Raw genomic sequence first — 13,967 nt, 5'->3', positions numbered from 1 at the left:
CGTTCCCAGGGGACGTGCAGGCCAAAATTGCACAGCCTGCCCCGGGCATCATAGGGGACATACCGGCCGCGGCCACGGCACTTGGCGGCGCCGGACGGGCTGTAGTCGCTGGAGGAGACCTTGGGGCGGTGGCCGGCGCACTGGCGGGCAAGGTGGATCTGGAACCGCCGTCCTCCGGTCGTCTGGCTCGCCGCGGCCCCCGAGCCGGACCCGCATCATCGCGACGAGATGGCGGGGTTCAGGCGAGAGCTCGTCCTGGACCGGGCGCCCGGGCGCCTTCCGGTGAGGGTTACGGCCGACGGGCGATATGCACTGTGGATCAACGGCCGGGAGGCGTCGCGGGGGCCCGTGCGCTCCCCCCCGGGGACCCTGTTCTTCGACGAGTTCGACGCCGGCCCCCTGATGCGGGCGGGGTCCAACCTCGTTGAGGTGGTGGTCCGTCACTACGCGCACGAGGGGCCGTGGTGGAGACCCGCGCCGGCTTTCGGCGAGCTGGGACGCGGCGGGTTCCTGTTGGAGGCTTTGGACAACCCTGTGCTCGACACGGGCGAGGAGTGGCTGACGTCGAAGCCGGGCTGGTCGTCCGGACCTCCTCTGGCCTTTGCGCCCCCGAACGAGCGGGTGACGGCGACGGATCGGGCGGAGTGGTCGCCGGCGGTCGTCCTCGCGGGCGCCGTGCCGGGACCTCCTTTCACGCTGGTGCGGCCCAGTCCGCTGCCGGCGCCGACGGACGGTGTGGTCGAGGCGTCCGCGGTCATGCGCGCCGCGACGGTGGGCGACCTGCCGGCGCCTTCGTCCAAGTCGCTTCCGGTGGACCCTCTGTACGCGCGGGGGGGTCGCCTAGGCCCCCGGATCGCGGCGAGGCTGCCGGCGGACCTGCCGGACGGCGAGGCGCTGGTCGTGGATTTCGGACAGATGGTCCTGGGGCTCGTCGAGGTGGACGTCGACGCGACGCCGGGCTGCGTGGTGACGCTGCGATGCGCGGAGGGCCTGTCCGGAGACGACCCCGCGGACGTGGACCGCCAATGGACCCACGTCCGGGTGTGCCGGGGGGACGGCGAGACCGTCGCGCCGTTTGAGGCGATGGGCCTGCGATACCTGTTCGTGTCGGCCTCGGCGGCGGCCCGCGTCACCGGCGCCCGGGTGCGTGAGCGCATCCACGGGATGACCGAAACAGGGTCGTTCGCGAGCGACGACCCGGTCCTGGAGCGGCTGTGGCGGGTGGGAGTCCGGACTTTGAGGTTGTGCTCGACCGACGCGTTCGTGGACTGTCCCGGCCGCGAGCAGCGGACGTGGGTCGGCGACTCGTACCTGCACACCCTGGTCACCTTCTGCGCGACGGATGATCCGTCGATGGTGGTTCACTCGCTGCGGCTGGCCGCGTGGGAGCAGCGGACGGACGGGCTGCTGCCCATGGTCGCCGCGGGCGACCTCGCCGCCCACCCGCTGACGATCCCCGACTTCTCCCTTCATTGGATCCGTGCGCTGGCCCGTCTCTACGAGCACACGGGCGACGCGGGCATCGTCGCGGAACTGCTCCCCAAAGCAGATCCGGTCCTGGACTGGTTTATGGCTTTCGCCGGCGACGGCGTCCTCGGACCCGTCCCCGGGTGGGTGTTCATCGACTGGTGCCCGCTGCCGGAAGGACCCATCGCTTCGCTGCAGGGGCTGCTCGTGTGCGCTCTGGAGGACCACGCTGCGCTCGCCCGCGTGGTGGGGGACGTCGCATCCGCGGGAAGGAGCCGGGCCCGTGCGGACGACCTGCGGGCGGGCATGCGGGCCTTCCGGGACGCCGGCCGGGGCGTCTTCACCGAGGACGTCGAGCATGTCCAGTCCACGCAGCACGCGGTCGCCATGTCGGTGCTGGCCGGCGTGGTGCAGGGGGCCGAGGCCGCGGAGATGCTCGGAAAGGTAGCGGACACCTCCCGCGTCCGCGATCCGGTGTTCGACCCGGACTCCCTCCGGGCGTGGGGATACCCGCCCGGCTTCGATCCTCGGGTCCACGTCCTGGGCACCCAGACTTTCTTCGCGCACTGGCTCCACCAGGCGTTCGCGCGCGCCGGACGTCACGACCTGCTCCTGGGGTCGCTCCGCCGCTGGAAAGGGTTCCTGGACTCCGGCGACGGCTCCTTCTGGGAGTTCTGGCCCGGTGAGGGCGCGCGCTTCAGTCATGCCCACGGCTGGTCGTCCACGCCGGTCTGCGACCTCACGCGCCACGTCCTGGGGGTCCGGCCGCTTTCGCCGGGATGGACGACCGTCGAGGTGCGGCCGTGGTTCGGCCCCCTGATGCGCCTGGCCGGACGGGTCCCGACACCGCTCGGGCCGGTGGAGGTGGACCTGGCCCGGGACCAGGAGGTGAGCGGACGGATCGTCCTTCCGTCCGGATCATCGGGGACCCTTCACCTGCCCGATCGTTCGCTCGACCTCAGTCCCGGCCTGAACTCCTTGTGACGTGTGCCCGCGCGGGATCGGGCGGAGGCGCCACGGCGGCAGCAGAAAGCGCTGAGCGATTAGTACGAGGGAGGGTCGCTCGCGGGGAAGGAGTCCATGGACGCCTCCTCTGCGAGGTCCTCTCCGCGCAGCGGCTGCTTGGCGGGAGGTGTGTCGCCCGCCGTGCGGGCCGACGACGAACCGGCGGACTTGCGCATCGCCTTTCGGATAAGCACCCAGGCCGAGCCGAACAGCATCAGCGCGAGCTTGGGGCGCTTGAAGATCGACTTGGCAGTCACGGACCCAGCCTAAACCCTCCCGCCGCCGGGCGAGAAGTCCGGTTTGCCGGGTCCCACCGGCCCCGGAAGGAACGCGGCTGTAGCCGTCGAACTGTGAGACATGCCCCGCAGACTGCTGCTCGCCACCGTGGCCCTGTCCGCCGTGCTCGTTGCTGCTCCCGCGCACGCGGCTCACTGTCCGGCACCCACGGCGCCCGACAGCCAGGTGAGCCTCGCGTCCGGAGGCTCCGGGGTCCGCGCCTCGACCCAGCACCTCTGGACCGGCCACGAGCAGTCCGGCTCCCTCGCGGGGGTGACGTGGAGCCCCGGCTACCTTTACGCCGACGGATCGCCCAGCGGGGTCCAGGTGTACGCGCAGACCGGGCTGGACGTAGCGACTCCGGTCGGCTTCGTCCGGGTGCCGAAGCACCACGCATCCGGCAGCGTCGCCGCCGGCGGCAGCTACAGCGCCTGCGTCCACCCCTACTAGGCGCCCCTCCGGACGTCTCCGGCTTTAGGTAGCGTCGGCGCATGCGACTGCTCGTGGTGGGGTCCGGGGGCCGGGAACACGCTCTCGTGTGGAAGCTGGCCCAGAACCCGACGGTAGAACGCTTGTATGCGGCGCCCGGCAACCCCGGGATGGCCGGCGTCGCCTCCCTCGTCCCGATCGCGGCCGATGACGTCGCGGGGCTGGTCTCTTTCGCCGAGGAGCAGCGCATCGACCTGACGGTGATCGGGCCGGAGGCGCCGCTGGTGGCCGGACTCGCCGACCAGCTCGCGGCCCGTGGGCTGCGGGTGTTCGGCCCTCGGGCACAGGCAGCCCGGATCGAGGGGAGCAAGGTCTTCTGCCGGAGCCTCGCGGCCCGCCTGGGGGTGCCGATGGCCCGGGGGGAGTCCTTTGAAGATCCCGACCTCGCCAGCGACTTCGTGAAGACCATGTCTCCTCCGGTCGTCGTAAAGGCCGAAGGGCTCGCCGCCGGAAAGGGCGTCCTGATCTGCGAGGACCACCCTCGCGCGACCGAGGTGATCGACCAGATGATGCGCGGCGGCGCCTTCGGTGGGGCCGGCAGCCGCGTCGTGATCGAGGAGTTCCTGCAAGGCCGCGAGACGTCGATGCTTTGCATCACCGACGGAGAGACGATCCTTCCGTTGGACCCCGCCCAGGACTACAAGCGCATCTGGGACGGCGACACTGGCCTGAACACCGGAGGGATGGGCTCGTACTCACCGGTCCCCTGGCTGGCCCCCAAGACACGGCAGGCGGCCCTGGACCGGATCATCCGGCCCCTGGTGCAGGGCCTGAATGAGGAGGGAAGCCGGTTCTGCGGGTGCTTTTACGCGGGGCTGATGATCAGCGACGGCGACCCGTACCTCATTGAGGTCAACGCGCGGTTCGGCGACCCGGAGACGCAGGCGCTGATGCCCAGGATGTCCTCGGACCTCGCGGAGGCGATGCTGGCGGCCGTGGAGGGGAACCTGTCGGATTACAAGCTTGGTTGGAACGACACCGCGTGCGTCAGCGTCGTCGTTGCCTCGGAGGGCTACCCGGGACCCTACGAGACCGGGGTGCCGGTGGAGGGGATCGCCGAGGTGTCGTCCGGGGAAGTGGTGGTGTTCCACGCAGGGACTGAAGAGACCGGCGGCCGGCTCGTGAGCTCCGGGGGGAGGGTGCTCAGCGTGTCCGCCCTGGGTACCACCATCCCGGAAGCCCGTGACCGCGCATACAAAGCCGCGGGCGGAATCGGCATGCGCGGGAAGTACATGAGAACCGACATCGCGAAGGGAGTGTCATGAGCCAGCCGTTCGTCGCGATCCTGATGGGATCCGAGTCAGACATGGATGTCATGAAGCGCGCGCACGCGACCCTCGAGGAGTTCGGCGTCCAGTGCGAGATCAACGTCCGAAGCGCCCACCGCCAGCACGAGGCGTTGATGGCGTACATCAAGGACGCCGAGACCAGGGAGGTGGCCGTCTACATCTGTGGCGCCGGGATGGCCGCGGCGCTGCCGGGCGTGGTGGCTGCCGCGAGCCACAAGCCGGTGATCGGGGTCCCGATCCAGTCCGGGGGCCTCGGGGGTCTGGACTCGCTGCTCGCCATCGCCCAGATGCCCAAGGGGGTGCCGGTCGCATGTGTGGCGGTCAACGGCGCCCAGAACGCGGCGCTGTTGGCGGTGCAGATCATGGCGGCAGCTGACCCGCAGCTGGCAGAGCGCTTCGCCGACTTCAGGCGCAAGCAGTCGGAGGTCTAGCCGATTCGCGGCCCCCGTCTGTAAAGTTCGCTTGACAGGATCGCGCTGACAAGCTAGCTTTACACGTGCGCACCCGAATCGCGGAGCTGAGGACCCAGAAGGGGCTTTCCCAGGGAGAGCTCGCGGCGGAACTGGGGGTGTCACGGCAGACGATCAACTCGATCGAGGTCGGCCGTTATATCCCTTCGCTTCCCCTGGCGATCCGGCTGGCGCGCTTCTTCGGCCAGACAGTGGAGGAGGTTTTCAATGTGGACGAGGACTAGCTGGGTGACCCCCGCGTTCGGAGTCGCCACCGGAATGGTGCTGGCGGTGATCTCCGCGATGAGAGGCCGGGACTGGATCAGCATTTTGTTCCCGCTGATCTTCGCCGTGGGGCTCGTAGTGGTCCTGAATGTGTGGGGAAGAGACCGGGAACTGCCGACGCTGGTGCGGGGCGAAGGCGATGAACGCCAGCGCTCCATCAGTCGAAGTGCCATGGAGATGTCCTACTACGCCATGATCGCAGTGGCCTTGGTCGGAGCCGTGTGGGAATTGGCATTCCAGCCCCGCATGGGCAAGTTCGGCATCGTCGCCCTCGTCGGAGTATCCGTCCAGCTGCTGGCGACGGTCGTCCTGGGCCGCCGCCGATAGATCGGAGCCGGCGACCTTCGCCTGGGCGGCGCTGCTGAGGCAATTCGTGCGGCCAGCTCCGCCGCATACGATGAGCGCATGATCGCGCGTTATACGCGTCCGGAGATGGGGCGGCTGTGGTCCGACGGCGAACGCCTGCGCAGGTGGCTGGACGTCGAGGTGGCCGCCCTGGAGGCGTGGGAGCGCGTGGGCAAGGTTCCCGTGGGGACGGCGGATGCGGTCCGGAGCTCGGCCCGCATCGACCCCGAGCGCATCGCGGAGATCGAGGCCGAAGTCCATCACGACGTGGTCGCGTTCGTGTCCCAGGTGGCCGAGACGTGCGGCGAGCACGGCCGGTGGATCCACTTCGGGCTCACGTCCTACGACGTGGTGGACACCGCACAGGGAATGGCGCTGCGCGACTCGTGCGACCTCATGCTCGCCGGCGTCACCGGGCTGGCGTCGGTCCTGCGGCGGCGGGCCCTGGAGTTCCGGGACGCCGTCTGCATGGGGCGCACCCACGGCATCCACGCCGAGCCGACCACCTTCGGCGCCAAGCTCGCCGGCCACGCCTTTGAGTTCGCGCGCCACCGCGAGCGGCTGGCCGAGGTCCGGCGCAGGATCGCCGTCGGCAAGATGGCCGGGCCCGTAGGCAACTACGGCAGCGTCCCGCCTGGGGTGGAGGCCGATGTGCTGTCGCTGCTGGGCCTGCGTCCCGAGGACGCACCCAGCCAGATCGTCACCCGCGACCGCCACGCGGAGTACCTCGCGGCGCTGGCCGGTATCGGGTCGTCCATCGAGCGGCTGGCCGTGGAGATCAGGCACCTGGCCCGCACGGAGGTCCGGGAAGCCGAGGAGCCGTTCACCAAGGGAGCCCAGAAAGGCTCCTCGTCGATGCCGCACAAGCGAAACCCCTGGCGGTGCGAGCGGCTGTCCGGACTGGCGCGCCTGCTGCGCGGTTACGCGCACGCCGGCTGGGAGAACGTCGCCACGTGGCACGAGCGGGACATGTCCCAGTCGTCGGTCGAGCGGGTGGCGCTTGCGGACGCGTCCTGCGTGTGCGACTTCGCCCTCGCCGACATCACGCGAATCGTCGATGGGATGCCGGTGTACCCCGAGCGCATGCGCGCCAACATGGCGCTGTCTTTCGGGCTGTTCTACTCGCAGCACGTGCTGCTGGCGCTGATTGAGTCGGGCATGGAGCGCGACGACGCCTACAGGATCGTGCAGTCGGCGGCGATGACATCCTGGGAGGAGGAGCGTCCCTACCTGGAAGTGCTCAAGGAGGACCCCCGCGCAACGGAGGCCGTCGACTTGGACGCCGTGTTCGACGAAAGCCGGTTCCTCTCCAGGCTGGACGTCGTCTTCGACCGCCTGGAGTCGCTGAACCTGCCTTAGACAGGCCTACGACTCTTCGATGTCGATCGTGACGATCTTCTCGCCCGGCTCCCGGGCGCGCGAAGGGTCGCGCTCGGGGATCGACTCGACGACGTCCATGCCGTCCACGACCTTGCCGAAAACCGAGTGCTTGCCGTCCAGGTGAGGGGTGGGCCCGTAGGTGATGAAGAACTGGCTGCCGTTGGTCCCCGGTCCGGCGTTGGCCATCGACAGCACCCCCGCCGAGTCGTGACGCCGGGTGCTGAACTCGTCGCGGAACTTGTAGCCGGGCCCTCCGGTGCCCGTGCCGGTGGGGTCCCCGCCCTGGGCCATGAACCCCGGGATGACGCGGTGAAAGGTGGTCCCGTCGTAGAAGCCGCTGCGGGACAGGTTCACGAAGTTCTCCACGGTCATCGGCGCGTCGGAGGCGAACAGCTCCACCCGGACGTCGCCCTTGTCGGTGCGGATGGTCGCGGTCCAGGACTTTGAGGTGTCCAGCGTCCCGGACGGGGGCGAAGGCTTCTGCTGCGACATGGATGTCTCCTTGTGGGTGGGGGGCGTCAGATCTTGCCGAAGGTGATGGCGCGCTTCATCTCCTGGATCAGCTCGGTCACGGGGATGTCGCGCGGGCACACGCTCGTGCAGTTGAACGTCGTGCGGCACTTGAACACGCCGGTGCGGTCCGCCAGGACCTCCAGGCGCTCGGCCGCCCCGCGGTCGCGGGAGTCAAAGGTGAAGCGGTGGGCGTTGACGATCGCGGCCGGACCCACGTACTCGTCGTTGGCCCAGAAGATGGGGCAAGAGGTCGTGCAGGCCGCGCACAGGATGCACTTCGTGCCCTCGTCGAACCGCTCCCGCTCCTCCGGGCTCTGGAGGCGCTCGGAGTTCGGAGGGGGCTCCTCGTTGATCAGCCAGGACTTGACCGACTCCAGGCTGCGAAAAAAGGGCTCCATGTCGACGATCAGGTCCTTGATCACCGGCAGCCCGCGGATGGGCTCGCAGACGATGACGGGAGCCACGTCCTCCACCAGGACCTTGCAGGCCAGGCGGTTGTGACCGTTGATCATCATCGTGTCTGACCCGCACACGGCGTGAGCACAGGACCGGCGCAGCGTCAAAGTGCCGTCGTGGTACCACTTCGCCTGGTGCAGGAGGTCCAGCACCCGGGCGCGGGGATCCGACTCCAGGTCGAAGTCCTGCCACCAGGGGTCGCGGGCGACCTCGGGGTTGTACCTGCGGACTCGCAGCGTCACTCGCATCAGTACTTGCGCTCCTTCGGGGCGAACCTCGTGATCCGCACGGGCTTGTAGTCGATCCTCACGGAGTCGCTGCTCTCGCCGGGGAAGGCCAGCGAGTGCGCCAAAAACCGGGTGTCGTCGCGCTCCTTGAAGTCCTCGCGGTAGTGCCCTCCCCGCGACTCCTGGCGCGCCAGGGCGGCGACGACCGTCGTCTGCGCGCAATCGAGCATGAACCCCAGCTCCAGGCACTCCACGAGGTCGGTGTTGAACAGCCGGCCCCGGTCCTGGATGAACACGTTGGCGAACGCCGACCGCAACTGCGCGACCTTGGCGTCCATCTCCTTCAGTCCGGGCTCGTTGCGGACGACGAAGCACTTGTCGTTCATCTCGTCCTGCAGCGTCTCGCGGATGTCCACCGGACGCTCCCCTGACTGCCGCGACAGAATCCCGTCCACCAGCGAGACCGCCTGGTCCTCGGCCCCCCTGGGCAGCTCGGGCCAGTCGGCCTCGGCGACGTACCGCGCCATGTGCTTTCCGGCTCGGCGGCCGAACACCAGGATGTCCACCAGCGAGTTGGTCCCGAGGCGGTTGGCGCCGTGCACCGACACGCACGCGCACTCGCCGGCGGCGTAGAAGCCGTCGAAGATCACGCTGTGCCCGTCCTTCCAGACCCGCCCGTCGTTGTCGGTGGGGATGCCTCCCATCGCGTAGTGCGCGGTGGGCTGAATCGGCACCGGTTCGGACTTGGGCTCGACCCGCAGGTAGGTGCGGGCGAAGTCGGTGATGTCCGGCAGCCGCTCGTCCAGCACCTCCGGCGGCAGGTGGGTGAGGTCCAGAAGCAGGTAGTCGCGCTTCGGACCGCAGCCGCGTCCCTCCTTGAGCTCCTGGAACATCGACCGCGAGACGATGTCCCGGGGGGCCAGGTCGAGCAGAGTCGGCGCGTAGCGCTCCATGAACCTCTCGCCGCTTTCGTTGCGAAGGATCCCGCCCTCGGCCCGCGCGCCCTCAGAAAGAAGGATCCCGAGCGTGTAGATGCCGGTCGGGTGGAACTGGTAGAACTCCATGTCCTGCATGGGGACGCCGCGCCTGTAGGCCACGGCGTTGCCGTCCCCCGTCAGCGTGTGGGCGTTGGACGTGATCCTGAACATCTTCCCGAAGCCGCCCGTCCCGAAGAACACAGCCTTGGCGTGGAAGACGTGGAAGTCGCCGCTGGCTATCTCCAGAGCGACGACGCCGGTGCACCGTCCGTCGTGGGACACGATGAGGTCGAGCACCTTGAACTCGTTGAAGAAGGTGACCTGTCGCTTCATGCACTGCTGAAACAGCGTCTGCAGGATCATGTGACCCGTACGGTCGGCCGCGTAGCAGGACCTGTGGACAGGTCCTTCGCCGAAGTTGTAAGTGTGGCCGCCGAACTTGCGCTGGGCGATCTTTCCGTCGGGCAGCCGTGAGAACGGGAGCCCGAAGTGCTCCAGCTCGTACACCGTCTCCACGGCCTCGCGCGCGAGGATCTCGGCGGAGTCCTGGTCGACGAGGTAGTCGCCGCCCTTGACCGTGTCGAACATGTGCCACTCCCAGCGGTCCTCCTCCACGTTGGCGAGCGCCGCCCCGATGCCTCCCTGGGCCGCGCCGGTGTGGGACCGGGTGGGGTACAACTTCGACAAAACCGCCACCGACCGGCCGCCCTCGGCGGCGGCCATGGCGGCGTACAGGCCGGCTCCGCCCGCGCCGACGACGACGGTCTCGAACTTGTGGCGGTGAACCGTGGGGGTGGTGTCCATCGGCTACCCGAAAGCGTCGGGGTTGAAGGTGAAGATTGCTATGGATCCCAGCGCGATCGTCATCAGAAAGGCGGTGTACAGGACGGCAAGGGCCACTATCCGCCGGCGAGGCTTGCGGATGTAGTCGTGGATCATCGTCCGCGCGCCGTTGGTCCCGTGAAGCAGAGCCAGCACAAGCAGCAGCCAGTCCCACGTCCTCCAGAACCCGCCCGACCAACGCTGCGCCACGACCTCAAAGGACAGGTCGCCGACGTCGTTGAAGATGTGCTGGATCGCCAGGTGCCCGAGGGCCAAAAACAGCAGTACGACCCCGGACAGGCGCATGAAAAGCCACGTCCACAGCTGAAACGACTGGCGGACCTGAGGGGGCCTGCGGGTGACGTTCTGGGTCCGGATGGCCACGGTCAGCCCGAAAAGAGGACGGGGCGCAGCATGATGTACGCCGACGGGACAAAGAACAGCAGAGTTACCACCAGCACCGCCACGGACAGCTCCTTCTGTCGCCGGGCCCCCCAGTTCGTGAGGTCGATCGCCAGCACGCGCAGCCCGTTGAACGAGTGGAACAGGACCGCCCCGACGAGCGGGACCTCCATGAACACCCGGAAGAAGAAGTTCTTGTAGATCTCGACAACCTCGTTGTAGATCTCGGGCCCCCACAGGATCGTGGCCGTGTCGACCACGTGCAGGAACAGGAAGAACAGCACCAGGATGCCGGTTACGCGGTGCAGGACCCACATGAAGTTCCCGCTCTCTCCCTTGTAGGGAGTGGGCCGGTCGCGCCGCGTCGCGGCAGATCCAACTGCCATCTACAAGCCTCCTTGGCGGGGTCAGTCGATCCTATTCGATGGGCGCGGGAGCAGGCACTTTGTCCCTTACGCTGGGCCGCTTGAGGCCCTCGGAGGACCCGAAATGGCGACCCGAAGCAGGCGACGCAGGTCGAAAGTCGAGCAGGTCGTGCGGCTGTCGGAAAACCTGACGGCGCCGGCGGAGCGGGTGCTCGCCGTCACCGGCGGCTCGCCTGGCCGCACGGAGTGGATGCTGCCGGCATCGATCGTGGAGCCGGTGCTGGCTCGGGCGACGGTGGCAGGGGACGGCGGCGGCGCACGACTGGACCTCGAGGCGCGCGTTTCGTTGGACCTTCCCTACTTCGGCTTTCTGTTCCGGCGGGCCGTCCGGCGGCACATCCGGCGCCAGCTCGCACACGAGGCGGCCTGCGTCGGGGCCCGGCTGGAGGACCGGCCCGAACCGTCGGAGCCCGGGCGCCCGAAGTGGGCTCCCCCGGAGGCAATGTCGGCGCACCAGGCCAGGGCGCTGGCGACGCTGGGGTTCGTCCTGGCCGTCACCGGGTACTGCGGCTCCCTTCTGACGCAGGCCGTGGACCCGATCGCGCACACCTTCGGCGCGGACGACGCCGCGCTCGGGGTCGCGACCGCGGCCACTCGCGTGGGGACCCTGCTCGCTCTGGCAGGGGGCATCCTCGCCGACCGCATCGGCAGGCGGCGGCTGGTCATCGCAGCGACCGTGTGCGCCTGCGCCGCATCGCTCGCCAGCGCCCTGGCGCCGAGCCTCGCCGTCCTCGGGGCTCTGCAGGTATTGGTCCGCGGCGGCGTCAACCTCGCCACGGTCGTCGCCTTTATAGCCGTGACCGAGGAGGCGCCGGAAGGAGGCCGCGCCTACGCGCTCGCCGCGGCGGGCCTGGCCGGAAGCCTCGGGTTCGTGCTCGGGGCCCTGCTGCTTCCGGTGGCGCAGCTTGGTTCCGAGGCCTGGCGCGCGCTGTTCGCGATCGGCGGACTCGGGCTGCTGCTGGTCCCGGGACTGTCGCGGAGGCTGACGGAGTCGTCGAGGTTCGCCCAGCTGGTCCGGCGCGAGGTCCGCGGCCACGCGGGGGAGGTAGTGGATCGGATCTACGGGGGCCGGTTCGCCCTGCTGGCCGCCACGGGATTCCTGCTCAACATGTTCTTCGCCCCGACGTCGCAGTTCACCAACCGCTACCTCAGCGTCGAGCGCGGGTACACCGAGACGGGAATCCTGCTCCTTCGGGCGGCGACCCAGGCGCTGCCGGCGCTGATAGCGGTGTGGGCCGGCGGGCGCGTCGCCGAGTCGCGTGGCCGCAGGCCGGCGGCAATCGCCGGGCTGCTGGTCATGGCCGTGACCGACGCCATCTTCTTCCTGACGTCGGGGTTCACGCTGGGCGTGACGCTGCTGGTGTCGACGGCCGCCGCGGCCCTGGCGGCCCCCGCTCTCGCCTCCTTCAACACGGAGATGTTCCCGACGGAGGTCCGCGGAACGGCCGGCGGTTCGCTTCTCATCGCATCGGTGGCCGGGTCGGTCGCCGGCCTTCTGCTGGCCGGGTACCTGGCCGGGCCGCTGGGCTCGATAGGCCGGGCGATAGCCCTGACGGCGGTGGCGCCTCTGCTCGTCGGACTGTTCCTGATCCCCCACCTCCCGGAGGCAAAGGGCAAGGCCCTGGACGAGATCAGCCCGCCGGAGGTGTGAACGCGTCCGGCCCGCGGTTGTAGTCTCGCCGCGTGAGCCAGCCGGTGTATCCCCTCGAGCTCGCACGGCGATTGAGCGAGGGATGGGACGTGCAGGTGGTGGACGTCCGGACGGGGGCCGAGGTGCGCAAGGGACGGATCGCCGGGTCCGTTCACCGGCCGCTGGGCAGCCTTCGTCCGCTGCCGGAACCTGCCAGGCCTGTTGTCTTCGTTTGCCAGCACGGCCCCCGGGCGGTGCTTGCGGCGGCGCGCCGTCCCGACGCGTGGGTTCTGTCCGGGGGGTTGTCGGCTTGGACAGAGCAGGGGCTGCCGGTCGAGCGCACGGCTACCCCGCCCCGGTCCATCGACATCGCCCTGGGAGTTATCGACGCGGTGGGATTCTCGAGGTGGCGCCGGACGCTGCTCGCCCAGGCCCGGGGACGCACGCTGGACCTCGGAGCCGGAACCGGACGCAACACCCGCCACTTCCCGCCGGGCCTCCGACCAGTCGGGCTGGACCCGGACCTGGAGTCGCTGCGCTACCTGAGGTCTTCGGGCCGCGGCACCAGGGCGCATCTGGTTTGCGCGAGAGCCGAACAGCTTCCGTTCCGCGACTCCACGTTCGACTCGGTCGTCGCGACGCTCGTGCTGTGCAGCGTGGACGACCAGAAGGCGACGGCCGGCGAACTGCGCCGGGCCCTGAAGCCCGAAGGGGTGCTGCTGGGGGCCGAGCACGTCGTCGCCAGACACCGCCGCGTCGCGGAGGCCCAGCGCAAGGCCGGGCCCGGGTGGTACCGCCGGACCGGAAGCTGCCGGCTGGACCGCGAGACCCTGGGGACTCTGCGGGAGTCGGGGTTCACCGTCGCCGAGACGCGCAACGCCCTGGCGGGGGTGCTGCGCTCCTACCGCGCGACCAGCTGCTAGCTCATCCGGTCGACGATCGCCTGTCCGAACGCGCTGCAGGACACCGGCTCCACCGGCGGGTCCATCAGCCTGGCGAAGTCGTAGGTCACCACCGACTCCGATATTGCGCGCTCAATGCCGTTCTCGATCAGCTCGGCGGCCTCAGCCCAGCCAAGATGGCGCAGCATCATCACCCCGGACAGGATCACCGACGACGGGTTGACCTTGTCCTGGCCCGCGTACTTGGGAGCGGTTCCGTGGGTGGCCTCGAACACCGCATGACCGGTGAGGTAGTTGATGTTGCCCCCGGGCGCGATGCCGATCCCGCCGACCTGGGCCGCCAGGGCGTCGGACAGGTAGTCGCCGTTGAGGTTCATGGTGGCGATCACGTCGAAGTCCTCCGGGCGGGTGAGGACCTGCTGGAGGGTGATGTCCGCGATGGCGTCCTTGACCAGGACCTGTCCGTCGGGGGCCCGGCCCCCGCAGTCGTCCCAGCCGATGGCCTGTCCGGCGAACTCTCTGCGCGTCAGCTCGTATCCCCAGTCGCGGAAGGCGCCCGCGGTGAACTTCATGATGTTGCCCTTGTGCACGAGCGTCAGCGACGGCAGGCCGTGCTCGATCGCGTAGT

The 13,967-nt window shown here is 69.3% G+C and carries 16 protein-coding genes; 9 read left to right on the top strand and 7 right to left on the bottom strand.

The genetic code is table 11. The features are described 5' to 3' along the window. Positions 1 to 120 precede the first annotated feature (120 nt). Positions 121 to 2,451 (top strand): family 78 glycoside hydrolase catalytic domain, encoded by a 2,331-nt coding sequence (locus VNE62_00470; protein HVE90764.1) that lies wholly within the window; start codon positions 121 to 123, stop codon positions 2,449 to 2,451. A gap of 59 nt (positions 2,452 to 2,510) precedes the next feature. Here VNE62_00470 and VNE62_00465 read toward each other — a convergent pair whose 3' ends face one another. Then, positions 2,511 to 2,729 carry a hypothetical protein gene (locus VNE62_00465; GenBank protein HVE90763.1) on the bottom strand — a complete coding sequence of 73 codons (219 nt, stop codon included), beginning with the start codon at positions 2,727 to 2,729 and terminating at the stop codon, positions 2,511 to 2,513. Between the two features lie 100 nt (positions 2,730 to 2,829). Here VNE62_00465 and VNE62_00460 point away from each other — a divergent pair, with 100 nt between their 5' ends. From VNE62_00460 to purB, 6 genes are all read left to right on the top strand, one after another. Next, entirely contained in the window at positions 2,830 to 3,198 is a 369-nt protein-coding gene (locus tag VNE62_00460; GenBank protein ID HVE90762.1) for a hypothetical protein, read from the top strand. Positions 3,199 to 3,239: 41 nt separating this feature from the next. Continuing rightward, a complete protein-coding gene (gene purD, locus VNE62_00455; protein HVE90761.1) occupies positions 3,240 to 4,502 on the top strand; it encodes a phosphoribosylamine--glycine ligase in 1,263 nt (420 codons plus the stop codon). Further along, positions 4,499 to 4,957 (top strand): 5-(carboxyamino)imidazole ribonucleotide mutase, encoded by a 459-nt coding sequence (gene purE, locus VNE62_00450; GenBank protein ID HVE90760.1) that lies wholly within the window; start codon positions 4,499 to 4,501, stop codon positions 4,955 to 4,957. The genes purD and purE overlap by 4 nt, the downstream gene beginning before the upstream one ends. A gap of 65 nt (positions 4,958 to 5,022) precedes the next feature. Further along, positions 5,023 to 5,220, top strand: coding sequence for a helix-turn-helix transcriptional regulator (locus VNE62_00445; GenBank protein ID HVE90759.1), 198 nt, complete (start codon positions 5,023 to 5,025; stop codon positions 5,218 to 5,220). Continuing rightward, positions 5,204 to 5,587 carry a hypothetical protein gene (locus tag VNE62_00440; GenBank protein ID HVE90758.1) on the top strand — a complete coding sequence of 128 codons (384 nt, stop codon included), beginning with the start codon at positions 5,204 to 5,206 and terminating at the stop codon, positions 5,585 to 5,587. Before VNE62_00445 ends, VNE62_00440 begins: the two co-directional genes overlap by 17 nt. Before the next feature lie 78 nt (positions 5,588 to 5,665). Beyond that, positions 5,666 to 6,964 (top strand): adenylosuccinate lyase, encoded by a 1,299-nt coding sequence (gene purB, locus VNE62_00435; GenBank protein HVE90757.1) that lies wholly within the window; start codon positions 5,666 to 5,668, stop codon positions 6,962 to 6,964. A 6-nt stretch (positions 6,965 to 6,970) separates the two neighbouring features. Here purB and VNE62_00430 read toward each other — a convergent pair whose 3' ends face one another. The 5 genes from VNE62_00430 to sdhC are packed head-to-tail and all read right to left on the bottom strand — an operon-like array spanning position 6,971 to position 10,768. After that, positions 6,971 to 7,477, bottom strand: coding sequence for a peptidylprolyl isomerase (locus VNE62_00430; GenBank protein ID HVE90756.1), 507 nt, complete (start codon positions 7,475 to 7,477; stop codon positions 6,971 to 6,973). A 26-nt stretch (positions 7,478 to 7,503) separates the two neighbouring features. Then, positions 7,504 to 8,202 (bottom strand): succinate dehydrogenase iron-sulfur subunit, encoded by a 699-nt coding sequence (locus VNE62_00425; protein HVE90755.1) that lies wholly within the window; start codon positions 8,200 to 8,202, stop codon positions 7,504 to 7,506. After that, positions 8,202 to 9,962 carry a succinate dehydrogenase flavoprotein subunit gene (sdhA, locus tag VNE62_00420; GenBank protein HVE90754.1) on the bottom strand — a complete coding sequence of 587 codons (1,761 nt, stop codon included), beginning with the start codon at positions 9,960 to 9,962 and terminating at the stop codon, positions 8,202 to 8,204. Before sdhA ends, VNE62_00425 begins: the two co-directional genes overlap by 1 nt. Positions 9,963 to 9,965: 3 nt before the next feature. Further along, on the bottom strand, positions 9,966 to 10,364 hold the full coding sequence (locus VNE62_00415) for a succinate dehydrogenase hydrophobic membrane anchor subunit (GenBank protein HVE90753.1): 399 nt from the start codon (positions 10,362 to 10,364) through the stop codon (positions 9,966 to 9,968). Between the two features lie 2 nt (positions 10,365 to 10,366). Next, positions 10,367 to 10,768 carry a succinate dehydrogenase, cytochrome b556 subunit gene (gene sdhC, locus VNE62_00410; protein HVE90752.1) on the bottom strand — a complete coding sequence of 134 codons (402 nt, stop codon included), beginning with the start codon at positions 10,766 to 10,768 and terminating at the stop codon, positions 10,367 to 10,369. A gap of 103 nt (positions 10,769 to 10,871) precedes the next feature. Between sdhC and VNE62_00405 the strand changes: the two genes are divergently transcribed. Together VNE62_00405 and VNE62_00400 are read left to right on the top strand one after the other, a co-directional pair. After that, positions 10,872 to 12,458: an MFS transporter gene (locus VNE62_00405; protein HVE90751.1), complete on the top strand. Its 1,587-nt coding sequence runs from the start codon at positions 10,872 to 10,874 to the stop codon at positions 12,456 to 12,458. Between the two features lie 32 nt (positions 12,459 to 12,490). Further along, positions 12,491 to 13,360 carry a methyltransferase domain-containing protein gene (locus VNE62_00400; protein ID HVE90750.1) on the top strand — a complete coding sequence of 290 codons (870 nt, stop codon included), beginning with the start codon at positions 12,491 to 12,493 and terminating at the stop codon, positions 13,358 to 13,360. Here the strand turns inward: VNE62_00400 and VNE62_00395 are convergent. Next, the coding region (locus tag VNE62_00395) for an isocitrate/isopropylmalate family dehydrogenase (protein HVE90749.1) at positions 13,357 to 13,967 on the bottom strand (611 nt) is incomplete at its 5' end. The genes VNE62_00400 and VNE62_00395 overlap by 4 nt on opposite strands.

It is taken from the genome of Actinomycetota bacterium (assembly GCA_035536535.1).
Lineage (GTDB): Bacteria > Actinomycetota > JAICYB01 > JAICYB01 > JAICYB01 > DATLNZ01.
The sequence above is the reverse complement of the archived record's forward strand: the minus strand, read 5'-3'. Positions and strand labels throughout refer to the sequence as shown.